General features: G+C 54.0%; 19 protein-coding genes and 1 pseudogene. 10 read left to right on the top strand and 10 right to left on the bottom strand.

Features of this window, described 5'->3' with window-relative positions; all coding sequences use genetic code 11:
* Positions 1-16 precede the first annotated feature (16 nt).
* Entirely contained in the window at positions 17-760 is a 744-nt protein-coding gene (locus tag QEN32_RS14365; RefSeq protein ID WP_010988985.1) for a DUF4261 domain-containing protein, read from the top strand.
* A 28-nt stretch (positions 761-788) separates the two neighbouring features.
* On the opposite strand, the pseudogene QEN32_RS14360 reads toward QEN32_RS14365, so the two are convergent.
* Both QEN32_RS14360 and QEN32_RS14355 read right to left on the bottom strand, forming a co-directional pair.
* Positions 789-1,581, bottom strand: a pseudogene (locus QEN32_RS14360) (Cof-type HAD-IIB family hydrolase).
* Between the two features lie 117 nt (positions 1,582-1,698).
* A complete protein-coding gene (locus QEN32_RS14355; RefSeq protein WP_001586229.1) occupies positions 1,699-2,964 on the bottom strand; it encodes a DUF1479 domain-containing protein in 1,266 nt (421 codons plus the stop codon).
* Between the two features lie 261 nt (positions 2,965-3,225).
* On the opposite strand from QEN32_RS14355, the gene QEN32_RS14350 reads away from it, so the two are divergent.
* Complete coding sequence (locus QEN32_RS14350) at positions 3,226-4,035, top strand: Cof-type HAD-IIB family hydrolase (protein WP_000217910.1); 810 nt, start codon at positions 3,226-3,228, stop codon at positions 4,033-4,035.
* A 77-nt stretch (positions 4,036-4,112) separates the two neighbouring features.
* Here the strand turns inward: QEN32_RS14350 and QEN32_RS14345 are convergent, their stop codons facing one another.
* The 4 genes from QEN32_RS14345 to moeA all read right to left on the bottom strand — a co-directional run bounded on the left by QEN32_RS14345 (position 4,113) and on the right by moeA (position 9,712).
* Positions 4,113-6,545: a glycyl radical protein gene (locus tag QEN32_RS14345; RefSeq protein ID WP_000192667.1), complete on the bottom strand. Its 2,433-nt coding sequence runs from the start codon at positions 6,543-6,545 to the stop codon at positions 4,113-4,115.
* Between the two features lie 5 nt (positions 6,546-6,550).
* Positions 6,551-7,450, bottom strand: coding sequence for a glycyl-radical enzyme activating protein (locus tag QEN32_RS14340; RefSeq protein WP_000576954.1), 900 nt, complete (start codon positions 7,448-7,450; stop codon positions 6,551-6,553).
* Positions 7,451-7,727: 277 nt separating this feature from the next.
* Positions 7,728-8,477 (bottom strand): molybdopterin-synthase adenylyltransferase MoeB, encoded by a 750-nt coding sequence (gene moeB / locus QEN32_RS14335; RefSeq protein WP_000829280.1) that lies wholly within the window; start codon positions 8,475-8,477, stop codon positions 7,728-7,730.
* Complete coding sequence (moeA, locus tag QEN32_RS14330) at positions 8,477-9,712, bottom strand: molybdopterin molybdotransferase MoeA (protein WP_000395792.1); 1,236 nt, start codon at positions 9,710-9,712, stop codon at positions 8,477-8,479. Before moeA ends, moeB begins: the two co-directional genes overlap by 1 nt.
* 203 nt (positions 9,713-9,915) lie before the next feature.
* Between moeA and iaaA the strand changes: the two genes are divergently transcribed.
* From iaaA to gsiD, 5 genes are read left to right on the top strand one after another with little or no spacing between them, the layout of a single operon-like run.
* Positions 9,916-10,857: a beta-aspartyl-peptidase gene (gene iaaA, locus QEN32_RS14325; protein WP_001030503.1), complete on the top strand. Its 942-nt coding sequence runs from the start codon at positions 9,916-9,918 to the stop codon at positions 10,855-10,857.
* Between the two features lie 10 nt (positions 10,858-10,867).
* The gene (gene gsiA / locus QEN32_RS14320; protein WP_001120598.1) at positions 10,868-12,739 is read left to right on the top strand and encodes a glutathione ABC transporter ATP-binding protein GsiA; all 1,872 of its coding nucleotides are present in this window, start codon (positions 10,868-10,870) and stop codon (positions 12,737-12,739) included.
* 32 nt (positions 12,740-12,771) lie between these two features.
* Positions 12,772-14,310, top strand: coding sequence for a glutathione ABC transporter substrate-binding protein GsiB (gene gsiB, locus QEN32_RS14315; RefSeq protein ID WP_000191439.1), 1,539 nt, complete (start codon positions 12,772-12,774; stop codon positions 14,308-14,310).
* 60 nt (positions 14,311-14,370) lie between these two features.
* A complete protein-coding gene (gene gsiC, locus QEN32_RS14310) occupies positions 14,371-15,291 on the top strand; it encodes a glutathione ABC transporter permease GsiC (protein ID WP_000936066.1) in 921 nt (306 codons plus the stop codon).
* 2 nt (positions 15,292-15,293) lie between these two features.
* Positions 15,294-16,205 (top strand): glutathione ABC transporter permease GsiD, encoded by a 912-nt coding sequence (gene gsiD, locus QEN32_RS14305; protein WP_001236024.1) that lies wholly within the window; start codon positions 15,294-15,296, stop codon positions 16,203-16,205.
* A gap of 90 nt (positions 16,206-16,295) precedes the next feature.
* Here gsiD and rimO read toward each other — a convergent pair whose 3' ends face one another.
* Positions 16,296-17,621: a 30S ribosomal protein S12 methylthiotransferase RimO gene (gene rimO / locus QEN32_RS14300; RefSeq protein ID WP_000073314.1), complete on the bottom strand. Its 1,326-nt coding sequence runs from the start codon at positions 17,619-17,621 to the stop codon at positions 16,296-16,298.
* A 230-nt stretch (positions 17,622-17,851) separates the two neighbouring features.
* On the opposite strand from rimO, the gene bssR reads away from it, so the two are divergent.
* Positions 17,852-18,235 (top strand): biofilm formation regulator BssR, encoded by a 384-nt coding sequence (bssR, locus tag QEN32_RS14295; RefSeq protein ID WP_000259651.1) that lies wholly within the window; start codon positions 17,852-17,854, stop codon positions 18,233-18,235.
* A gap of 117 nt (positions 18,236-18,352) precedes the next feature.
* A complete protein-coding gene (locus QEN32_RS14290) occupies positions 18,353-19,474 on the top strand; it encodes a PQQ-dependent sugar dehydrogenase (protein ID WP_280144432.1) in 1,122 nt (373 codons plus the stop codon).
* Here the strand turns inward: QEN32_RS14290 and QEN32_RS14285 are convergent.
* Entirely contained in the window at positions 19,471-20,097 is a 627-nt protein-coding gene (locus tag QEN32_RS14285) for a glutathione S-transferase family protein (RefSeq protein WP_000631907.1), read from the bottom strand. The two genes, QEN32_RS14290 and QEN32_RS14285, sit on opposite strands and share 4 nt — an antisense overlap.
* A gap of 243 nt (positions 20,098-20,340) precedes the next feature.
* On the opposite strand from QEN32_RS14285, the gene dacC reads away from it, so the two are divergent.
* Positions 20,341-21,543 (top strand): serine-type D-Ala-D-Ala carboxypeptidase, encoded by a 1,203-nt coding sequence (gene dacC / locus QEN32_RS14280; protein ID WP_000195712.1) that lies wholly within the window; start codon positions 20,341-20,343, stop codon positions 21,541-21,543.
* Positions 21,544-21,587: 44 nt separating this feature from the next.
* Here dacC and deoR read toward each other — a convergent pair whose 3' ends face one another.
* Together deoR and ybjG are read right to left on the bottom strand one after the other, a co-directional pair.
* A complete protein-coding gene (gene deoR, locus QEN32_RS14275) occupies positions 21,588-22,346 on the bottom strand; it encodes a DNA-binding transcriptional repressor DeoR (protein ID WP_000450103.1) in 759 nt (252 codons plus the stop codon).
* A 71-nt stretch (positions 22,347-22,417) separates the two neighbouring features.
* On the bottom strand, positions 22,418-23,026 hold the full coding sequence (ybjG, locus tag QEN32_RS14270) for an undecaprenyl-diphosphate phosphatase (protein ID WP_023181381.1): 609 nt from the start codon (positions 23,024-23,026) through the stop codon (positions 22,418-22,420).
* Between the last annotated feature and the right edge of the window lie 300 nt (positions 23,027-23,326).

Genomic DNA, 23,326 nt, shown 5'->3' with positions numbered 1-23,326 from the left:
AAAAGAACTCACCCGCTTGTTGCGTAATTATCATTCCAGTATGAAACAGGCAACGTGTGAACTTGTCCCTGAACTGGATTTTTTTGGTTTAGCAGGATGGGGTAAGCATGTAATATCGATGGTTGGATTTAAAACGCCTTACCCTCAGGAATCAATCGAACAATGCGTCGCGCCAGCTCATTATCCCCAGGAAGTAAAAGAGCAAGTACGGGCAACCAGTGCAAATATTATTTTATATTATAAGGGGTATGATACTTCACCTTTAGAGCAATATGTTGCGTTGGCTGTGGTTGCAGGTGCATTAAGTAACATGGGGGCTGTCGCTGTATTAAATGAATCGGCTCACACTTCATTACCTGCGGGGGTATTTAAGTCTCAGGAGTTGGGTAAGCATAGTCTGGAGATGTTGCGTGAAGGTTTCCCGCTGACCTCTCTATTTTGTGGATTTGTGAAATATGAAGTTGAGGATATCGAAGGCGTATGGATGCGTACCTATGGTGCTGATTGCTTTGGGCTACCAGATTTCGCAGCACACGCACAAGGTCATCACGAAGGGCAAAAATATTCTGATATTTTCAATAATGTTCTGCGTTACCTGCTTGAAAGTGGAGCAGAAATGGCTGCCGGGCATACCATGCAAGTCGGTAAAACGACATTTATGAAACTGCGCGATCCCCTTGACGATGAATATTACTTACAGGGGCCTGGAACCACATTAGTGGTTGAACTGATTGAAGAAGATGAGTGTAATGCTCATTGAGAAATCGGGGCAATTGCCCCGACTCTCGTTAAAGTGTAAACGGCACTTTATTTTCCAGCACCGCCTGAATCACATTCAGTGCGCCTTCATGATTATTATTATCGGTAGCGTAACGGGCGATTTATTTAATGTTTTCTGCGGCATTGTCCATCGCAAAGGAATAACGCGCCATTTTAAGCATCTCTGCGTCATTGCCGCTGTCGCCAATGGCGACGACATTCTGTGGCGACAGATCCCAGCGTTTCAGTAACCGCGAAATACCGTTTGCTTTATGCAGGCCGGGAATAATCAGATCGATAAAGTCAAAACCACTTGTGACGGGCTTCATAATGCCATCGAGCGTAACGTGTAGTTTTTCGATCACTAACGGGATTTGTTCATCCGGTAGGTTGAGCGAAAACTTGAACAGTACGTCATCAATCTCCTGATAATCTTTTACAGGTTTCAGGCGATGGTAGTGTTTTGCCATCAGGGTAACGAGTGCTTCTGGCGCATTTTCGCTGACATATGCACTTTGCAGACCGCAGGCGACAAAATTAAGTTGCTTATCTTTCAGCAACTCGCCAATAACAATCCGCGGGTCAGTTCGCCGTGGAACAGTTGCTTGCCATGTTCGTAAACCAGTGCGCCGTTTTCCGCGACAAAAGAGATCTCATCCTTTAGCTCAGGAAAGAGCGAAATAAGCTGGTAATACTGACGCTGGCGACAACGAACTCAATGCCGCGCTTTTTCAGTTCCTGAAATTACGCCGGAGCGCGTGGTGGACTTCAGCGGCAACTACGACGATTATTTGCGTAGTAAAGGGATTGAAAGCTAAACACTGACGCCCGGTGGCGCTGTGCTTACCGGGCCAACGTATCCTGGCGCGTCGGTTCGGTAAGACGGGTGCGCCCAGGTAAAGGGCACACCGCAGGTGAGCGGGCAGGGCGGTACGACCGTCAAACGTCCATACCTAATGCCCGCTTGCCGTGAATATTCAGATCGCGCAGCGTGAAGCGCCCTTCCCAGGTGGTTTCATAGTCCTCGCGCGGGAAATCGCCCGGTGATGCGCCTGTCTCCAGCGCAGCTTTCACCTTACGCGCATAGGCCAGATTCTTCTCACACATTGGCGCGGCAGGAATGTACATCACATTGCCCCAGCCCTGCTGATTTTCGACGGGGGCGACGGAGTGGATGACATCGCAATGCCACCACACGGAATCCCCGGCTTCCAGTGGCGGAATGCTGGTTAACGCCGCCATCAGTAAAGGATGCCACTGTTCAGAAATCGGCAGCACCCGGCCCGGCGCGACGCCGCATAATTCATCTTCCGGGACATCATCCAGCAGCGGGCGCAGCAGAATATACGCCATCGCCTCCGGGATAGGGACGACATGAAGCAACCCCTGACCGGGCAGCATATCGGAGAGCGCGGTCCAGCCCTGGAAGGTGCGAAATACCGAGCATTTTGTGGTGTTATCCACCGTATACTCTTCAACTTCGGTACGGTGCGCCGCATTCCACGGATCGTACTGCTCGACGTTGCCGTTAAACACGCTGGCGAATACCTGCTGATAGGCTGGCAGCAGCCAGCGTTCCAGCGCGCCGGAGTCGGTATGCGCTCCCAGTCCTTTGGATGTGGTGCCCGGCGGGCGGCGACGGATGCGATCCGGGTAAATGATGCTGATATCCGGATTAAACCATCGCTTGCCGTCGTGCTCTACCTGCCATAGACGGTTGAGGAACGACTGCGCCAGCGCCATCTCTTCACTTTGGCGGGCCTGCATTTGCGCCTGCGACCAGTAGACAGGATAGATTTCAGGCCGGGAGGCGCTCAGCGTACCGAAAAAATTATCCCCCGGTCCTTTATACACCTCGTCAAAATGGTTCTTGTCCAGATAGTCGAGCATCGACTGGTCCCATGCCAGCGCCTGTTCGCGTGGAAAATGACCTTTAATCACCGCGCACCCGCGGCGCTTAACCTCGGCGCGGGTGGCATCGCTAATGTTGCCCATCGCCAGTTCGCTAAAAGGGATAATTGGCCATACCGGCTGTCCCTGCGCCTTCAGATCGTTAATTTCCGCCACCCGGGCTGCTATGGTGGCGCTCAAACGGTCGAACACCGCCTGTACGTCGCCGATTTGCGCGCGTAGCGCCTGCTTCATCTGACGAATGGCCGCTTTTGGGTCGGCGGGTAGCGTTTCGTGGGTAAAAGGAGTCGTCATATCAACCTCATCATCTTTCGTTCGAAAGTAAAATTAGTTACATGTGATACTTTAAGTTAAAATAAGGTTAATTCAAGTTTAAAATATTGCAGGAGCGCACAAAGAGGGAAGCGAGAGGAAAACGTAAGGTGGCCAGGACGCCTTAATGTCTTATGCGGCTATTCCTTTCGTTCAGCCACTTTTCATTCGAAATAAATTTGTGGTTCTGCTCACATTGTTATTAAAATGTTTCTGGTCGCAGTTACAGCCAGGAGCTTAAGTATGACCGTTAACGTTGTCGTTACCGATATGGACGGCACTTTTCTCGACGATGCCAAGCAGTACGATCGTGTACGCTTCATGGCGCAATACCAGGAACTGAAAAAACGTAATATCGAATTTGTGGTCGCCAGCGGTAATCAGTACTACCAGTTGATCTCCTTCTTCCCCGAGCTGAAAGACGAAATTTCCTTCGTCGCAGAAAATGGCGCGCTGGTGTATGAACATGGCAAACAGTTGTTTCACGGGGAGCTAACCCGGCATGAATCGCGTATTGTGATTGGCGAACTGCTGAAGGATAAGCAGCTTAACTTCGTCGCCTGTGGTCTGAAAAGCGCTTACGTCAGCAAAAACGCTCCCGAGACTTTCGTGGCGCTGATGGCCAAACATTATCACCGCCTGCAGCCGGTAAACGATTATCACGACATTGACGATATCCTGTTTAAGTTCTCCCTGAATTTGCCCGATGAACAAATTCCGCTGGTTATCGACAAACTGCATGTATCTCTGGATGGCATCATGAAGCCCGTCACCAGCGGCTTCGGTTTTATCGACCTGATTATCCCGGGACTGCATAAAGCGAATGGCATCAGTCGTCTGTTAAAGCGCTGGAACAGGTCGCCACAGAATGTCGTCGCCATTGGCGACAGCGGTAATGATGCGGAAATGTTGAAAATGGCGCATTACTCTTTTGCCATGGGCAATGCCGCAGACAATATCAAAGCGCTTTCACGTTATCACACTGATGATAATAACCATCAAGGCGCGCTCAACGTCATTCAGGCCGTGCTTGACGGCACCGATCCCTTCTGATTAACAGGCCTGCGCAGGCCTGTTAAGCGTAGCGCCATCAGGCAGTTCGGACATATTGCCGATGGCGCCAGGGCAAATTACAGCATATGTTCGGTACGGGCGATGATATCGTCCTGCGCATCCGGCGACAGCGCGGTGAAGAAGGCGGAGTAGCCTGCCACACGCACGACCAGATCGCGGTACTGGTCCGGATGTTTTTTCGCATCCAACAGCGTTTCGCGTGACACGATGTTGTACTGAATATGCCAGCCTTTATGCACCTCAAAGAACGTCCGTAGCAGAACCATCAGTTTCTGTTTGTCGGATTCGTTTTCCAGCGTCGTTGGGTTCAGTTTCTGGTTGAGCAGCACGCCGCCGAGAATAGAACCGGTAGGTAATTTGCCTACGGAACCGATCACCGCCGTCGGGCCGAGATGATCCGTACCTGATGCAGGGCTTGCGCCTTCCGCCAGCGGCGTATGCGCTTTGCGACCATCCGGGGTAGCCATAGTCGCGGCGCCAAATGGCACGTTTGCTGAGATAGAGGACGTACCGGCGTAATAGTTGCCGCCCACAGGGCCACGACCGTAGCGCGGGTTATGGTATTGCTTCAGCTCATCAATATAGGTCTGATAAGCGCGCGCCAGCAGGGTATCGACACTGTCATCGTCGTTACCGTACTTCGGCGCGCCGTTAATCAGACGCTGGCGCAACTGCTCGTGAGTCAGGCCGTCGAAGTCATCTGCCAGCGCGGCGGCAAGCTGCTGTTGACCGATAACGCCCTGTTCGAAGACCAGTTTTTTCACGGCGGCGAGGCTGTTCCCCAGGTTGGCGATACCGACCTGAAGACCGGATACCCAGTCATATTTAGCGCCGCCTTGCTTGATACTCTTCGCGCGTTCAATACAGTCGTCTACCAGCGCTGAGCAGAGAATATCGTGGACGTTCTCTTCCAGCATGGTGTCGACCACATACTCAATTTCGATCGATTTGCGCGTGTAGTAGCGAATTTGGGTATCCCAGGCGGCCATCACTTCGTCAAAATTGTTAAAGTTGCCTGCGGAGAGCGCCTTTTCCTGCGGCAGAAATACCTTGCCGCTGGTGGCGTCGCGACCGCCTTCCAGCGCCGCCAGCATGACGCGGGCGAAGTTAATAAAGCTCATGCCGGTGCAGCGATAACCCCATTTCCCGCCGACGGCGGTTTCGATACAGCCGATCGCCGCGTAATCGTAAGCGTCCTGCGGTTCGATCCCCAACTTGATAAATTCCGGGATGACGATTTCATCATTGTTAAACGCCGGCATCCCAAAGCCGCAGCGGATGACCTGGACGCAGGCGTCAAGGAAATCGTTACTCATTCCGGCGTGATAACGCACACTGAGGTTGGGCTGGGTAGAACGCAAACGTCCGCAGGACTCCAGAATGGCGTAAGACAGCGGATTCACTGCGTCCACTGGCTGACCGTTGATGAGATTCTGACCGCCAATGGTGACGTTTTGATACAGCGGGCTGCCCGCGGAAGCTTTAGAGTGCGAACCGGAGCGGATCTTGTTGACTTCCAGCAGTTTCAGCCAGCAGCTGTGCAGCAGTTCAATGGCGTGCTCACGATCCAGCGTCTGGTTTAGTTCGACATCGCGACGATAATAGGGGTAAAGATACTGGTCCATACGACCAAATGACACCGAGTGACCGTTAGACTCAATTTGTAGAATCAGTTGGATGAAGTAGCACAATTGCAGTGCTTGCCAGAAGGTCTGCGGCGGTTGGTGGGCGATCACCTCGCAGTTTTCGGCGATGGTAAGTAGCTCTTTACGACGGCTTTCACGGGACTCTTCGCCCGCCATCTGGCGCGCCAGCGCGGCAAAGCGCGTGATGTGCTGGCTTACCGCGTCCAGCACAATATCAATCGCCTTCAGGAACTGCTCGCCATGCAGATCTTCCAGCACGGTCAGGTTGATGCGTGAGCGGCGCTCGGCGACTTTATCGCGCAGGCCATCAAGCCCTTTTTCCAGCAGCAGCGGGAAGTTCACCGCCAGGTGCGCGTCACCGGAAGTCATATTGCCTTCGGCTTTGATAATGCCAGTCGCCAGAAGCCCTTTTTGTTCATCGGTAAACATGCCGTAGCAGCGATCCTGGACGGTTTGACCGCGCCACCACGGACAGACGTCGTGCAGAATACGTTTGTTTTCTTCACTTACGGAAAAACCTGCGCCGGGCCGGTCCGCCAGGTCGTCGATCTCTTTTTCAATCCACGAGACGGTATATTCCGGGAAAATCGGCGCGGCGCGGACTTCACTTGCCTGGTTGCCGACGATCAGTTCATCGTGTTTTATCCAGATAGTGCGTTCCGCCAGGTGATGGGCCAGCGCCAGCGCGCGGCGTACCGGAATCGGTTTATCCAGATGCTGCTGATACATTTCGGTATAATGCTGCGCGCGTTCGGTACAGACCGGCGGTTTCACGATATGTACCAGCGCGGTTTTGTGCGCCTTAATGCGGTCACTGAGCGTGTCCAGTTTCAGTTGGGTCATGATAATTATCCTCGTAGGGTCGCGGTTAAACCTTTTTGGCAGGCGTACTTCTGGGCAAAATCAAGTAACGCCGGCGCATCCAGTGGTTTATCCGGGGCATGATAGGGCTGACTGAGTAAGTGGTATTTATTGATGCCCAGCGTGTGGTAGGGCAGAAAATGAATTTCCCCGACGTGCAGTTCATCGGCGGCAAAGTCGGTAATGGCTTTAATGGTCTCCTCATCGGCATTAAATCCCTGAATCAGCGGGACGCGAATCACCATTTTTTTGCCCGCGGCGGCGAGTTTCCTGAGATTTTCCAGCACCCGCGAGGCGCTACCATCGGTCCACTGCTTAAACGGCCCGTCGGCGACATGTTTCAAATCAGCCAGAAACAGATCGATATAAGGCAGTGAGGGCGCAATGTATTTCCATGGAACATGCAGACAGGTCTCAACCGCTGTATGAATACCGGCGTCATGGCTGGCTTTAAACAGCTCTGCCGCCAGTTCCGGCTGCATAAACGGTTCGCCGCCGGAAAGCGTAAGACCGCCGCCGCTGCGATCGTAAAAAGGTTTATCGCGCAGTACCGTCGCCATGATCTCATCCACGCTTTTTATTTCGCCGCACACGGTTAACGCCTGTGTGGGGCAGCAATGCGCCAGGACTGAAAAATGGGCGTCGGTCAGTTTTTCGCGATGGATGAGCAGGCCGTTTAGCGCGCGCTCAATGACGTCCGGCGCGGCTTGCGCGCACAGGTCGCATCCTTCGAGACACAGCCGCGCGTCGTATAACAGATCCTGAGCGCGGGCGCGGCTTTCCGGGTTCTGGCACCAGCGACAGCCCAACGAACAGCCTTTGAGAAATACTACGGTACGGATACCGGGGCCATCGTGGGTAGAATAGCGCTGAATATTGAAGATCATAAACGGCCTCTCTTATTTCATATAAAGATTAAATTACTTTCGAATGAAAGTTGTCTTGATGTGCGTCAACGAATGGAGAGGTTCTGACAAAGAGGCGTTAAATGAGGTACAACATCACGGTTTGAGGCTGTGATATGGCGTTTAAGATGATGCCGCGCTGCTTGAGCCGATCGTCAGTCGGAGCTTGGGTAAGCTGGCTTTGCGTCTGATGACAGTAATTATCTGTTGATACAGCACGGCCATAAACCGTGCTTTGGTATGTTTATCCGTAAAGTGGCTACTGTCCGCAGACTTCACAGCCGGGGTTGCGCATTAACTTCATTTCGCGGAACTGACAGGTCATCGCATCGTACATGACGATTTTTCCGCTGGCAGGCTGACCGTAATGCGCCAGCAGCTTAATGGCCTCCATTGCCTGTAGCGAACCGATCACGCCAATCAGCGGCGCCATCACCCCTGCCTCTACGCAGGTCAGAGCGTTTTCGCCAAACAGACGGCTCAGGCAGCGGTAACAGGGTTCGTTTTCCCGATACGTAAAGACGGTAACTTGTCCTTCCATACGAATTGCCGCGCCGGAGATTAGCGGCACTTTCGCGGTATAGCACCCGGCGTTAAGTTGATTACGTACGCTAACGTTATCAGTACAGTCCAGTACCAGCGAATGCCCGGCAATCAGGCTGGTCATAGCGTCGTCGTCCAGCCGCGCGTTAACGGGCGTAATGGTAATATGCGGGTTGATTCGCGCCAGCGCGTCGCGGGCGGATTCTACCTTTGGCTGCCCGACCGTGGCGTCGCTGTGCAAGGTTTGACGCTGGAGATTGGAAACGGAAACGGTATCAAAATCGAGTAGCGTCAGTTGCCCGACGCCAGCGCCGGCCAGATACTGCGTTGCCGCGCAGCCGAGTCCGCCCAGCCCGACCACTAATACCCGCGCATCTTTTAACGCTTCCTGCCCTTCAAAATCGAAGCCGCGCAGAATAATTTGTCGGTTATAGCGCAGCATCTCCTGGTCGCTAAGTTCCGCCATTACAGGCCTCCGAACAGAGCATTAAACGGCTCGACTTCCACCCATTCTCCCGGCTCAACATTGCCGCGTTCACGCTCCAGCACAATAAAGCAGTTGCCCAGACTAAACGAGCTGAAAATATGTGAGCCCTGATGTCCGGTGGTCGTGACCTCCAGTTCGCCGTTGGCGCTACGTTGCAGGATGCCGCGCTGGAAATCGAGACGCCCCGGCGTTTTCTTCAGGCGAGATGTTGTGCGTACACGCTGGCGCGGCGGTACAGCGCTTGCCGTATTGCCGCCAAGCTTCGCCAGTAAGGGTTGAACCAGTTGATAAAACGTGAGTGCCGCAGAGACTGGATTCCCCGGCAGGCCACAGAACCAGCTATTACTGAGTTTGCCGAAGGCAAACGGTTTGCCTGGCTTGATAGCCAGCTTCCAGAAGGCGATTTCGCCCAGCTCCTCAAGGATGGTTTTGGTATAGTCCGCTTCACCAACCGAGACGCCGCCGGAGCTTATCACTACGTCGGCCTGGCTGTCGGCGTCGATAAATGCGGCGCGAAGCTTACCGGGATCGTCAGGAATAATGCCTAAATTGATCACTTCGCAGCCAAGCTGTTGCAGCATCAAATGTATAGTTAGACGGTTAGTGTCATAAATTTGTCCCGCCTCCAGCGGCTGGCCCGGAAGCTGGAGCTCGTCGCCGGTCGAGAACAGCGCTACGCGCACTTTACGTACAACCTGCGCATCGGCAATTCCCAGCGACGCCAGCACTGGCAGTTCGGCAGTAGTCAGGCGCGTACCGGCCGGAAAGACCACCGCATCCTGGCGAATATCCTCGCCGCGGCGGCGGATGTTTTGTCCGCAACGAACATCGGCGGTAAAACGCACGCCGTCATCGGTTTGTTCCGTCTGCTCTTGCATGACTACCGCCTCGCAACCTGCCGGTACCGGGGCGCCGGTCATAATGCGAATGCAGGTTCCCGCAGGCCACTCTCCCTGGTAGGGCTGACCGGCAAATGCTTTGCCGGCGACGGGCAGCGGCTTATCGGCGGACAAATCCGCCACGCGTACCGCATAACCATCCATAGCTGAATTATCAAAGCCGGGGACATCAAGGGGAGATACGATATCGGTCGCCAGGATGCGGCCAAAGCAGTTCACCAGCGGCAACGTTTCTACGGCGGTGAGCGGGGTAATACGTGAAAGCATCTGGGTCAGCGCCGTTTCAAGCGGCATCAATCCGGCGGAAAATTCCATGAACATACTCCTGCGAGGCAAAATCGAATCCGGCTATTATGTCAGAAAACAGTGGCGGGCAGTATGCTACCTCGGTCTTAGAGACGGCCTTGCGCCTTTACATACCTTACGCATCTTTCTATATTCAAAAATCGAATGAATAACTCACAACAATTCTGATAGTTATAGTAAAAGTTGTATGCCACCGTTAATGGACCCTAAAAATGAATAAAGCAGTGATTGCGATTCACGGCGGCGCAGGCGCGATTGCTCGCGCGCAAATGAGCCATGAGCAGGAGCTACGCTATATCCAGGCGCTGTCAGAGATTGTCGAAAGCGGGCAAAAGATGCTGGAAGCAGGTGACAGCGCGCTTGATGTAGTGACGGAAGCGGTGCGTCTGCTGGAAGCGTGTCCGCTCTTCAATGCGGGTATCGGCGCGGTCTATACCCGAGACGGAACTCATGAACTGGATGCCTGCGTGATGGACGGCAATACCCTGAAAGCCGGAGCCGTCGCGGGCGTGAGTCATGTTCGTCATCCTGTGCTCGCCGCCAGACTGGTGATGGAGCGCAGCCCGCATGTACTCATGGTGGGGGAAGGGGCGGAAAACTTTGCCTTTTCACAGGGGATGGCGCGCGTTTCGCCGGATATCTTTTCCACCCCGGCGCGTTACGAGCAATTGCTGGCGGCGCGTGCGGCGGGCGAAATGGCGCTCGATCACAGCGGCGCGCCGCTGGACGAAACGAAAAAAATGGGTACAGTCGGCGCGGTGGCGCGGGATAAATTCGGCAATCTGGCGGCGGCAACGTCTACCGGCGGGATGACCAATAAATTGCCCGGGCGCGTCGGCGACAGCCCGCTGGTCGGCGCCGGGTGTTATGCCAACAACGCCAGCGTCGCCGTTTCCTGTACCGGAACGGGAGAGGTCTTTATTCGCACGCTCGCGGCTTACGATATCGCCGCATTGATGGAATATGGCGGACTCAGCCTTGCCGACGCCTGTGAGCGCGTGGTGATGGAAAAATTACCGGCGCTGGGCGGCAGCGGTGGATTAATCGCCGTTGATCACGAAGGTAATGTCGCGTTGCCGTTTAACAGCGAAGGGATGTATCGCGCCTGGGGATATGCCGGGGATACGCCTACCACAGGAATTTACCGGGAATAAGGAGCCGCAGGTGCCGCACAGCGATGAACTGGATAGCCGCGATGTTCTGTCCGTCAGTGGCCTGAATATCGCGTTTCACCACGAAGGGCAACAGGTAGACGCCGTGCGTAATGTGTCATTACGCCTGAAGCGTGGAGAGACTCTGGCGATTGTCGGCGAGTCGGGCTCGGGAAAATCGGTGACGGCGCTGGCGTTAATGCGGCTGATTGAGCAGTCGGGCGCGAACGTGCGCTGCGGCGAAATGCTGTTGCGTCGGCGTAATCGCCAGGTGATTGAGCTGTCTGAGCAGAGTGACGCGCAGATGCGGCGTGTGCGCGGCGCGGATATCGCCATGATTTTCCAGGAGCCAATGACCTCGCTCAACCCGGTATTTACCGTTGGCGAGCAAATTGCCGAATCTATTCGTTTGCATCAGGGCGCCAGCCACGAAGAGGCGCTGGCGGAAGCGAAACGTATGCTCGATCAGGTACGGATCCCGGAGTCGCAGGCGATTTTATCGCGTTATCCGCATCAGCTTTCCGGCGGGATGCGCCAGCGAGTCATGATCGCGATGGCGCTATCCTGCCGTCCGGCGGTATTGATTGCCGATGAACCCACCACGGCGCTGGATGTCACTATCCAGGCGCAAATTCTGCAACTTATCAAAGTGTTGCAGCAAGAGATGTCGATGGGCGTGATTTTTATCACCCACGACATGGGCGTCGTGGCGGATATCGCCGATCGCGTACTGGTGATGTATCAGGGCGAGGCCGTGGAAACCGGCAGCGTAGAGCAGATTTTCCATGCGCCGACGCATCCTTATACCCAAACGTTACTGGCCGCCGTCCCTCAGCTTGGCGCGATGCGCGGCCACTCGCTGCCACGCCGTTTCCCGTTGATTTCCGCTGACGAACCGGCCCTTTATGAATCGCAGATTGAGCAAGACACGGTGGTGGAAGGCGAGCCTATTCTCCAGGTTCGGGGGCTGGTGACGCGATTCCCGCTGCGTAGCGGTCTCTTTAACCGCGTTACGCGTGAAGTTCATGCCGTTGAGAATATCAGTTTCGATCTCTGGCCCGGCGAAACGCTATCGCTGGTGGGCGAGTCCGGTAGCGGAAAATCGACGACCGGACGCGCGCTGCTGCGGTTGGTTGAATCCCGGCAGGGGGAGATTATCTTTAACGGCCAGCGCATTGACACGCTGTCTGCGGGTAAACTCCAGCCGTTGCGCCGCGATATTCAGTGTATTTTCCAGGACCCTTACGCCTCGCTCGACCCGCGCCAGACCGTGGGGTATTCCATTATGGAACCTTTACGGATTCATGGTCTGGGGCAGGGGGACGCTGCAGCAAAGCGCGTGGCCTGGTTGCTTGAGCGTGTCGGATTACGTCCTGAACATGCCTGGCGTTATCCGCATGAGTTTTCCGGCGGTCAACGTCAGCGCATCTGCATTGCTCGCGCGTTGGCATTGAATCCTAAAGTGATTATTGCCGATGAGGCGGTCTCCGCGCTGGATGTTTCCGTTCGCGGGCAGATCATTAATTTACTGCTCGATTTACAACGGGAAATGGGGATCGCCTACCTGTTTATTTCGCATGATATGGCGGTCGTGGAGCGAATTAGCCATCGCGTGGCGGTGATGTATCTTGGTCAAATTGTTGAGATGGGGCCGCGGCGCGCCGTTTTTGAAAATCCGCAGCATCCTTATACGCGTAAATTGATGGCGGCGGTGCCGGTTGCCGATCCTTCCAGACACCGGCCGCGGCGCGTTCTGCTATCAGATGATATACCCAGCAATATTCATAAACGTGGCGAAGAGACGCCCGCCGTTTCATTACAGTTGGTCGGGCCGGGACATTATGTCGCGCGGCCGCTGCAGGATAATGCGCTCTCGCGCTTATAACATTCAGACAGGCAGGGTTTCAGGAGAACAACATGACGCAATTTATTACGCATAAATGGCTGGCGGCGCTGGGACTGGCCTCATCCATTGCGGCTTTTCCGGCCCTGGCGGCCAAAGATGTGGTGGTGGCGGTAGGGTCTAATTTCACCACGCTCGATCCGTATGACGCCAACGATACGCTCTCGCAGGCGGTGGCGAAGTCATTTTATCAGGGGCTGTTTGGCCTGGATAAAGACATGAAGGTAAAAAACGTCCTGGCGAAAGGCTATACCGTTTCTGATGACGGTCTGACCTACACCATTACCCTACGACAGGGGGTGAAATTTCAGGACGGCGCGGATTTTGATGCGGCGGCGGTGAAAGCGAATCTCGATCGCGCCAGCAATCCGGATAACCACCTCAAGCGTTATAACCTGTATAAAAATATCGCAAAAACGGAGGTTGTCGACCCGGCAACGGTAAAAATTACCCTGAAACAGCCGTTCTCCGCTTTCATTAATATTCTGGCGCACCCGGCGACGGCGATGATCTCGCCGCAAGCGCTGGAAAAATATGGCAAGGATATTGGTTTTCATCCGGTCGGTACCGGTCCATACCAGCTTGAAACCTGGAATCAGACCGACTTTGTCAAAGTGAAGAAGTTCGCCGGTTACTGGCAGCAGGGCTTACCCAAGCTGGATTCTATTACCTGGCGTCCGGTTACTGACAACAATACCCGCGCGGCGATGCTGCAAACCGGCGAAGCGCAATTTGCTTTTCCTATCCCTTATGAGCAGGCCGCGTTACTGGCGAAAAATAAAAACCTCGAACTGGTCGCCAGCCCGTCCATTATGCAGCGTTATATCAGTATGAATGTGACGCAGAAGCCGTTTGATAATCCTAAGGTGCGTGAGGCGTTGAATTACGCTATCAATCGTCAGGCGCTGGTTAAAGTGGCGTTTGCCGGATACGCCACGCCGGCGACGGGCGTGGTGCCGCCGTCGATAGCCTATGCGCAAAGCTATCAGCCGTGGCCCTATGATCCGGCTAAAGCGCGCGAACTGTTGAAAGAGGCGGGGTATCCAGACGGTTTCAGTACCACGCTGTGGTCATCGCACAACCATAGCACCGCGCAAAAAGTGTTGCAGTTTACCCAACAGCAACTGGCGCAGATTGGCATTAAAGCCCGGATAACCGCGATGGACGCCGGCCAGCGCGCCGCGGAAGTCGAGGGCAAAGGGCAAAAAGAGAGCGGCGTGCGAATGTTCTATACCGGCTGGTCGGCGTCGACGGGCGAAGCTGACTGGGCGTTATCGCCGCTCTTCGCATCACAAAACTGGCCGCCGACGCAGTTTAATACCGCTTTTTACAGCAACAAGCAGGTCGACAGCGATTTAGCGGCGGCCTTAAAAACCAACGATCCGCAGGAGAAAACACGATTGTACAAAGAGGCGCAGGATATTATCTGGAAAGAGTCGCCCTGGATACCGTTGGTGGTGGAGAAATTGGTTTCTGCGCACAGTAAAAATTTGACCGGTTTCTGGATTATGCCGGATACCGGTTTCAGCTTTGACGATGCGGATTTGAAGTAAGTAATGCGATGGGGCTGGATGGCGCGCGCGTTGTCCGCCATCCGGTAAAAGGTTCGTGTGATGCTTAACTATGTTCTCAAGCGCCTGCTGGGATTAATTCCTACGCTGTTGATTGTGGCAGTGCTGGTGTTTTTATTTGTTCATTTGTTGCCCGGCGACCCGGCGCGGCTGATAGCCGGACCGGAAGCCGACGCGCAGGTGATCGCGCTGGTTCGTCAGCAGCTGGGGCTTGATCAGCCGCTTCATGTCCAGTTTTGGCATTACATCACCCATGTTTTACAAGGCGATTTCGGGACGTCAATGGTTTCCCGCCGCCCGGTTTCTGAGGAGATCGCCAGCCGCTTTTTGCCGACGCTGTGGCTGACGATAACCAGTATGATATGGGCGGTGCTGTTTGGCATGGCGATCGGCATCGCCGCCGCCGTGTGGCGTAATCGCTGGCCTGACCGGGTAGGAATGACGCTTGCCGTGACCGGCATTTCTTTCCCGGCTTTTGCTCTGGGAATGTTGTTAATGCAGATTTTTTCCGTGGATCTGGGCTGGCTACCGACCGTGGGGGCGGATAGCTGGCAACATTATATTTTACCCTCCCTGACGCTTGGCGCGGCGGTGGCATCCGTCATGGCGCGTTTTACGCGCTCCTCGTTTGTCGATGTCCTGAGCGAGGATTACATGAGGACCGCGCGGGCGAAAGGCGTCAGTGAAACGTGGGTGGTGTTAAAACATGGCCTGCGCAATGCGATGATCCCGGTCGTCACCATGATGGGATTGCAATTTGGCTTTTTGCTTGGCGGATCGATCGTCGTCGAAAAAGTGTTTAACTGGCCGGGGCTTGGGCGATTACTGGTCGACTCCGTCGACATGCGCGACTACCCCGTGATTCAGGCGGAAGTGCTGCTGTTTTCTCTGGAATTTATTCTTATCAACTTAGTGGTGGATGTCCTCTATGCCGCCATTAATCCGGCTATCAGGTATAAGTAAGGATGCGATTATTTAACTGGCGCCGTCAGGCGATTTTACATGCTATGCCGGTGGTAAAACCCGACCAGATACGCACGCCGTGGCGGGAGTTCTGGCGTCGTTTTCGCCGCCAGCATGTCGCGTTGGTCGCCGGGGGATTCGTACTGGCGTTAATTCTGGTGGCGATTTTTGCCCGTTGGCTGACGCCCTACGATGCGGAAAACTATTTTGACTACGATAGCCTGAACAATGGCCCCTCTTTGCAGCACTGGTTTGGCGTTGACTCGCTGGGAAGAGACATCTTTAGCCGGGTTCTCGTTGGGGCGCAGATCTCACTGGCGGCGGGCGTGTTCGCGGTATTTATCGGTGCGATAATCGGTACGGTGTTGGGATTGCTGGCGGGATATTATGAAGGCTGGTGGGATCGTTTTATTATGCGCATTTGCGATGTGCTGTTCGCCTTCCCCGGCATTTTGCTGGCGATTGCCGTTGTGGCGGTGTTAGGCAGCGGTATTGCTAATGTGATCGTTGCGGTGGCGATTTTCTCTATTCCGGCGTTTGCTCGTCTGGTGCGCGGAAATACTCTGGTCTTAAAACAGCAGACGTTTATTGAGTCTGCCCGCAGTATCGGCGCCAGCGACACGACGATTTTGTTTAGCCATATCTTGCCGGGAACGGTCTCGTCAATTGTGGTTTTCTTTACGATGCGTATCGGTACGTCAATTATTTCCGCGGCAAGCCTGTCATTTCTCGGATTAGGCGCGCAGCCGCCAACGCCGGAGTGGGGAGCGATGCTCAATGAAGCGCGGGCGGATATGGTCATCGCGCCGCACGTAGCGCTCTTCCCGGCGGTGGCGATTTTCCTGACTGTGCTGGCGTTTAACCTGCTAGGCGACGGGTTGCGCGATGCGCTGGACCCGAAGATTAAGGGGTAAGCCAGCCCGGTGGCGTTGACGCCTGGCGGGCCTGGAACGGGCTCGTCAGGCGGGATAACACATCCGGCACCCGCGCCGGGGGAGGTGGCGTTAAACCCGACTGCCCCACAAATCATATTCGTCGGCGTTTTCCACTTTCACGCGCACGATATCGCCCGGCTTGACGTTGGTTTCGCCGTTCAAATAGACCGCGCCGTCAATTTCCGGCGCATCCGCCATGCTACGCCCGATAGCGCCTTCTTCGTCAACCTCATCGACGATCACCAGAATTTCGCGGCCCACTTTTTCCTGCAAGCGCTCAGCGGAGATTTGCTGTTGCAGTTGCATAAAGCGGTTCCAGCGCTCTTCTTTCACCTCTTCCGGCACCTGATCCGGCAGGTCATTCGCGCCTGCGCCTTCCACCGGGCTGTACTTGAAGCAGCCTACACGATCGAGGCGCGCCTCTTTCAGGAAGTCGAGCAGCATCTGGAAGTCTTCTTCCGTTTCGCCGGGGAAGCCGACAATAAAGGTGGAGCGTAAGGTCAGTTCCGGGCAGATTTCGCGCCACTGCTTAATGCGCGCCAGCTGGCGGTCAACGGAACCAGGACGTTTCATCAGTTTAAGAATCCGCGGGCTGGCATGTTGCAGCGGAATGTCCAGATAAGGCAGGATTTTGCCTTCTGCCATTAGCGGAATCACATCATCAACGTGTGGGTAGGGGTAGACGTAGTGCAGACGTGTCCAGACGCCCAGTTTTGATAACTGCTCGCACAGGCTCACCATACTGGTTTTCACCGGTTCGCCATTATGGAATCCGGTGCGGTGCTTCACATCTACGCCGTAGGCGGAGGTATCTTGCGAAATCACCAGAATCTCTTTGACCCCGGCATCAACCAGACGTTTCGCTTCGCTTAATACGTCGCCAATCGGACGGCTGACCAGATCCCCGCGCATCGACGGGATGATGCAGAACGTGCAGCGGTGATTACAGCCTTCAGAAATTTTCAGATACGCATAATGGCGCGGCGTCAGTTTTACACCCTGTTCCGGTACGAGGCTTAAAAATGGATTGTGTTTCGGCTTCGGTACGTAATGATGTACGTGCTGCAGAACTTGCTCATAGCTATGCGGCCCGGTGATTTCCAGTACTTTCGGATGCACTTCGCGGATCTGATCTTCTTTTGCGCCCAGGCAGCCGGTGACGATTACCTTACCGTTTTCGTTCAGCGCTTCGCCAATGGCTTCCAGTGACTCTTGTACCGCGCTGTCAATAAAGCCACAGGTATTAACGATAACCATATCCGCATCGTCATAGCGTGGCACAACGTCATAGCCTTCGGTACGCAGCTCAGTCAGGATGCGTTCCGAATCAACGAGGTTTTTCGGACAGCCCAGGGAAACGAAGCCGATCTTTGGCTGGTGGGTTACATTACTCATAGCTTAAAAAGTGTTCATTTATTGGAATGGTCAGGGCAGGGATTCTACAGATATCCGAACAAAAATTGTATCGCAATCTCATCAGGAGCGGCGGCATCAACCGTTGTGGTTATCAGCAAAAGGTGAAAAAGGGCAATTCTAAGAAAATTCTTGATCTCTGACACCCCTTTGTCTAAAAAACGACCATACTATTAAGTTGAACCCTGGTAGAAAAGAGGAGGAAAAAAGGTATGGTCGTTGACAGACTGAGAACCGATCTTCTCAACAAGCTGATAAACGCGCGTATCGATCTTGCCGCTTATCTGCAATTGCGAAAAGCGAAGGGGTATATGTCAGTCAGCGAAAGTGACACTCTGCGTGACAATTTTTTTGAACTGAATCGCGAGCTCCACGATCACGCTTTACGGCAGGGACTGCATCTTGATCAGGAAGAGTGGAACGCGCTGCGCCGTGCCGAAGGCGCGCTTGCAGCCGCCGCCGTTTGTTTAATGAGCGGACACCATGATTGTCCGACCTTTATTGCCGTCAACGCAGATAAACTTGAAAACTGTCTGACAACTTTGACGCTGAGTATTCAGAGTCTGAAAGCACATTCACCGCTTACACAGGTCTGAATAAGGGGGAGGCGACTCCCCCTTTTTACCGGACCGCGCCGTTTAATGTTTTGTAAAAATAAACCGACCTCTTGCGATGCTGACTACGCTTTAACGCAGAGCCCTGAAGGAGGCGGTATGCGTCGAATATTTCTCGCGATAGTTTCATTCTCTCTTTTCTCTTCATGGGCGAACGCCAATCTTGCGCCGGTGAACGTTGAGGTACTGCAAACCCGACTCGATCACCCGTGGTCGCTGGCTTTTTTGCCGGATAACCGTGGGATGCTCATTACCCTGAAAGGGGGACAACTGCGCCACTGGCAGACGGGGAAGGGACTTTCCGATCCGCTGGCTGGCGTACCGAAAGTGTGGGCAAACGGGCAGGGAGGTTTGCTGGACGTCGTGCTGGCGCCTGACTTTGCCCAGTCGCGCCGCGTCTGGTTGAGCTATGCTGAAGCTGACCGCGAAGGAAACGCCGGTACGGCAGTCGGTTTTGGACGGCTGAGCGACGATCTTCAGTGTCTGGAGCATTTTCGTACCGTGTTTCGCCAGATGCCTAAGCTGTCTACCGGCAACCATTTCGGCGGACGTATGGTATTCGATGCGCAAGGATCTCTTTTTATTGCCCTGGGTGAAAATAACCAGCGCGCTACCGCGCAGGATTTGGATAAATTACAGGGTAAGCTGGTGCGCCTGACCGGGCAGGGCGAAATTCCGCCGGATAATCCGTTTGTGCATCAGGCGAGCGCGCGTCCGGAAATCTGGTCTTACGGTATTCGTAATCCGCAGGGGCTGGCCATCAATCCCTGGAGCGGCGCGCTATGGCTGCATGAACACGGTCCGCGCGGCGGCGATGAAATTAACATCCCGGAAAAAGGCAAAAATTATGGCTGGCCGCTGGCCACATGGGGCGTCAACTATAGTGGTCTGAAAGTGCCGGAAGCCAAAGGTGAAATTGTCGAGGGAACGGAGCAACCGGTTTACTACTGGAAGGATTCTCCGGCGATCAGCGGGATGGCTTTTTATGCCAGCGACGTTTTTGCGCCGTGGCGGCACAAACTGTTTATCGGCGCGCTAAAAGATAAAGAGGTCATTGTGATGCGCGTCGATGGCAATACGGTGACGGAAGAAGGCCGTATTCTGGGTGACAGAAAGCAGCGTATTCGGGATGTGCGTGTCGGACCGGACGGCTACTTATATGTGTTAACCGATGAGTCCGACGGGCAGTTACTCAAGGTAAGTCCTGCAGCCACGCGTTAGGTCACCGGGATCATCACCACTTTGCGAAAAGCAGGGCGCTCGGTAAGCTGCTGATACCAGCGCTCCAGATTCGGGCGCGGCGTCCACTTCAGACCCACGTTCAACAGGTTATAGACGAAAGGCGCAATAGCGATATCGCCGGTGCCAAAGTTATCCCCGGAGAACCACGGCTGGTGGGCCAGAGCATCATCAAGAAGCGCAAACAGGCTGTCACACTTTTCGATACCGGCTTCAATTGCCGCCTGGTCGCGTTTTTCCGGCGGGGTTCTGACCAGTCCCATCAGGATCACGCGGTGCGCCGGGCTTAACGTTTGATTCGCCCAGTCCATCCATTTTTCGCCCTCCGCACGCCGCGCCGGATTATCAACCCATAGCCGGTTCTGGCCGTATTGCGCCGCCAGATAGCGGACAATGGCATTGGATTCCCACAATAACAGGTCGGTTTCATCATCTTTAAGCAGCGGCACCAGCCCATTAGGATTCATCGCCAGATAGTCGGCATCCTGGTTAACGCCGAATTTTCCGCCTGCCAGAATTTGATCGTATGGCAGTTCCAGCTCTTCAAGCGTCCACAACACTTTTTTAACATTAGTCGAGTTGTTCCGGCCCCACAGCGTAATCATATTAACCCCTTCCGTTTTATCAGGATGATGACAGTAATCGGCCTACCGTGAGATAAACCTAACATTTACACAATGGTCTGTAAAAAAATCGTTATGAAGGAAGCGTAACGGGATGTTATTGCATAAACTTTAAAAACTTTACCAAGTTACGGTTTCTTTAACGTCGTGAGTGCGTTATTACTCACCGCACTTATTACACGGTGGTGTGACGTGTGTTTTTGGAATGGATACTCGGGTGGTACTATGACGCAATACGCTTCTTCCCTTCGTAGCCTCGCGGCAGGTTCGGTTCTCTTATTCCTTTTCGCTTCGCCTGTAAAGGCAGAGGAACAAACGATCGCGCCGCCGGGCGTTGATGCGCGAGCCTGGATCTTAATGGATTACGCCAGCGGTAAAGTACTGGCGGAAGGCAACGCCGATGAGAAACTCGACCCTGCCAGTTTGACAAAAATTATGACCAGCTACGTGGTGGGCCAGGCGCTGAAGGCAGGGAAAATCAAGCTGACCGATATGGTGACGGTGGGCAAAGATGCCTGGGCGACGGGGAACCCGGCGCTACGTGGGTCGTCGGTGATGTTTCTGAAGCCAGGCGATCAGGTGTCGGTTGCGGATCTTAATAAAGGCATCATCATTCAGTCAGGTAATGATGCCTGTATCGCGCTTGCCGACTACGTCGCCGGAAGCCAGGAGTCCTTTATCGGCCTGATGAACGCCTATGCGAAACGACTGGGGTTAACCAATACAACCTTCCAGACGGTACACGGTCTTGATGCGCCAGGGCAGTTCAGTACCGCTCGCGATATGGCGTTGCTCGGCAAGGCCTTGATTCACGATGTGCCTGACGAATACGCCATTCATAAAGAGAAAGAATTTACTTTTAATAATATTCGTCAACCGAACCGCAACCGCCTGTTGTGGAGCACCAATCTGCATGTCGACGGCATGAAAACGGGGACAACGGCAGGGGCTGGATATAACCTTGTCGCCTCCGCCACCCAGGGCGATATGCGCCTGATCTCTGTCGTGCTGGGGGCGAAAACGGACCGTATTCGTTTTAATGAGTCAGAAAAACTGCTGACCTGGGGTTTCCGCTTCTTTGAAACGGTCACGCCGATTAAACCTGACGCGACATTCGTGACGCAACGGGTCTGGTTTGGCGATAAGCGTGAGGTCAATTTAGGGGCGGGCGATGCGGGGTCAGTGACGATTCCACGTGGGCAGCTTAAAAACCTGAAGGCCAGCTTTACGTTGAACGAACCACAGCTCACGGCGCCGTTGAAGAAAGGGCAGGTTGTCGGCACCATCGATTTCCAGCTTAACGGAAAATCCATTGAGCAACGCCCGTTAATGGTGATGGAAAACGTCGAGGAGGGGGGATTTTTCAGCCGGATGTGGGATTTTGTGCTGATGAAACTCCATCAGTGGTTTGGCAGTTGGTTCTCGTAAAATAACTCCGTTGCCGGGTGCGCGTCGCATCCGGCAACGGGCGGTTAATACATCAGAGTAATTTGTTGCGCTTTAGCGTAGGCCACAAAGGCCTCATCGGGACGGCGGTCGCTGATAATCGTATCAAAGCGTGATAATTCCCCCATCCGCGCCGGACGTACCTTGCCGAATTTACTGTGATCCACCACCAGTACATGGCACTGTGCCATTGTCATTGCCCAATGTTTTACCGGCAGCTCTTCCAGATTAAAGCAGGTAGCGCCTTTACTGGTATGAACGCCGGCGGCGGAATAAAACGCGATATCCGGACAAATATTGTTTAACGTTTCATGGAAATCAAGCGGCTTGAAAATGGCGTTGCTGGCGTGAAACTCCCCGCCGCTCAGGATGGCGCGGCAATGGGGTTTGTCCTGCAGCGCCAGAAAGGTATTAAGTGAATAGCACACCGCCGTAAAGGGAAGGTCATTATCAATGGCTTCAATGATCCACGGCGTGGTGGTGCCACAGTCAATAAATACCGTCTGATGGGCTTGTACCAGGCCCGCAGCCAACTGAGCGGCTCGGCGTTTTTCTTCCACCAGACGAGATTTTTGATCGCTTAACAGATAATGACTGGCGCTGCGGGGCTCCAGTACGATATAGCCGCCCAGCAACACGACAGGCGCGCTTTTATGGTTCAGGTCGCGACGAATGGTCATTTCAGAGACGCCCAACAGGGTCGCGGCTTCTTTAAGATGAAGTTTATCGCTGCGTTTTAAGGCCTGCAGCAATTGACCAATACGCTCGTCGCGTCGCGTTTCCATAGTTCCCCTGGAGAGTTAAATAAGCGCTCCGCACCATACAGAGCGCTTAATATTACTCTTTTTTTCGCTATTTAGTCACGTACCCAGCCTTTTCGAATGGGCAATGCGAAACAGAAACGGTAACAACGTTGCAGCGCCTGGTAGAGCGGCGCGCCGTACCATTGCCAGATCAGCTGTGCGCTCAGGCAGCCAAGCATCGCTACCAGCAGCGCGCCAATCATATCTAACGGCCAGTGTACGCCGAGATAGACGCGCGACCAGGCGATGGTCATGGCTATCGCCATCATCACGATGCCTGACCAGAGGCGGTGCCAGAACAAAAACGCCAGCGCAAAGGTAAAAATCACCGTACCGTGATCGCTGGGGAACGAGTCATCGGCGGCATGATGCAGGAAGTTATAGCCGATATGATCGACAAACGGACGGTCGTGCGGGAAAAGGTGTCCCATTGTCCAGGAGACCGCCAGACTGATAATCAGCGCGATGCCGATTTTAACGATCAGCTGACGCTGGGCGCAGACCCGATCGCGGGGACCCCACAGCCAGAGTACCACGGCTAAGAGCGGGACGATGTTGATGACATCTTTGGCGATAAAGATAGCGAGCGAAATCGTCCACTGCGCGGAATCAGGCGTGGCGTTAATAAAATAAAACAGCGAGTTGTTAAGGTTTTCCAGCATAACATCCAGGCTCGGAGCAATGAAATCAAAAGGGATAGCCAGCTCATCCCCGTGCAAACTGAGCATAAATGCAGCGTAACAGAGAGGAAAAGCAGTATTGTCTTATTTGGCGGCAACATGAAGAGATTTAAGACAATGGCATAAAATAATGTCGATGATAACGGCGCAAACTTAAATTAACCTTAAAGTACGCAAGCGCTAAGCGGCTTTCTGTAAAAATGTGCGCTATTTCCCTTGCAGCCTCATAATTCGCTATCTCAGTTCCCCGACTTTCATTACACTCTGCGCGGTTTTTATTGG

This window comes from Salmonella sp. SA14318 (assembly GCF_029866905.1).
Taxonomy (GTDB): domain Bacteria; phylum Pseudomonadota; class Gammaproteobacteria; order Enterobacterales; family Enterobacteriaceae; genus Salmonella; species Salmonella enterica.
This window is presented reverse-complemented; position numbering and strand designations above follow the sequence as displayed.

Excerpts from the sequence above, each read along its gene's own strand:
- iaaA (WP_001030503.1), top strand. The coding sequence starts at position 9,916 with ATGAATAAAGCAGTGATTGCGATTCACGGCGGCGCAGGCGCGATTGCT.
- moeA (WP_000395792.1), bottom strand. The coding sequence starts at position 9,712 with ATGGAATTTTCCGCCGGATTGATGCCGCTTGAAACGGCGCTGACCCAG.
- bssR (WP_000259651.1), top strand. The coding sequence starts at position 17,852 with ATGGTCGTTGACAGACTGAGAACCGATCTTCTCAACAAGCTGATAAAC.
- QEN32_RS14345 (WP_000192667.1), bottom strand. The coding sequence starts at position 6,545 with ATGACCCAACTGAAACTGGACACGCTCAGTGACCGCATTAAGGCGCAC.
- QEN32_RS14285 (WP_000631907.1), bottom strand. The coding sequence starts at position 20,097 with ATGATTACGCTGTGGGGCCGGAACAACTCGACTAATGTTAAAAAAGTG.
- dacC (WP_000195712.1), top strand. The coding sequence starts at position 20,341 with ATGACGCAATACGCTTCTTCCCTTCGTAGCCTCGCGGCAGGTTCGGTT.
- rimO (WP_000073314.1), bottom strand. The coding sequence starts at position 17,621 with ATGAGTAATGTAACCCACCAGCCAAAGATCGGCTTCGTTTCCCTGGGC.
- deoR (WP_000450103.1), bottom strand. The coding sequence starts at position 22,346 with ATGGAAACGCGACGCGACGAGCGTATTGGTCAATTGCTGCAGGCCTTA.
- QEN32_RS14350 (WP_000217910.1), top strand. The coding sequence starts at position 3,226 with ATGACCGTTAACGTTGTCGTTACCGATATGGACGGCACTTTTCTCGAC.
- QEN32_RS14355 (WP_001586229.1), bottom strand. The coding sequence starts at position 2,964 with ATGACGACTCCTTTTACCCACGAAACGCTACCCGCCGACCCAAAAGCG.
- gsiD (WP_001236024.1), top strand. The coding sequence starts at position 15,294 with ATGCGATTATTTAACTGGCGCCGTCAGGCGATTTTACATGCTATGCCG.
- gsiB (WP_000191439.1), top strand. The coding sequence starts at position 12,772 with ATGACGCAATTTATTACGCATAAATGGCTGGCGGCGCTGGGACTGGCC.
- QEN32_RS14290 (WP_280144432.1), top strand. The coding sequence starts at position 18,353 with ATGCGTCGAATATTTCTCGCGATAGTTTCATTCTCTCTTTTCTCTTCA.
- QEN32_RS14340 (WP_000576954.1), bottom strand. The coding sequence starts at position 7,450 with ATGATCTTCAATATTCAGCGCTATTCTACCCACGATGGCCCCGGTATC.
- moeB (WP_000829280.1), bottom strand. The coding sequence starts at position 8,477 with ATGGCGGAACTTAGCGACCAGGAGATGCTGCGCTATAACCGACAAATT.
- gsiC (WP_000936066.1), top strand. The coding sequence starts at position 14,371 with ATGCTTAACTATGTTCTCAAGCGCCTGCTGGGATTAATTCCTACGCTG.
- ybjG (WP_023181381.1), bottom strand. The coding sequence starts at position 23,026 with ATGCTGGAAAACCTTAACAACTCGCTGTTTTATTTTATTAACGCCACG.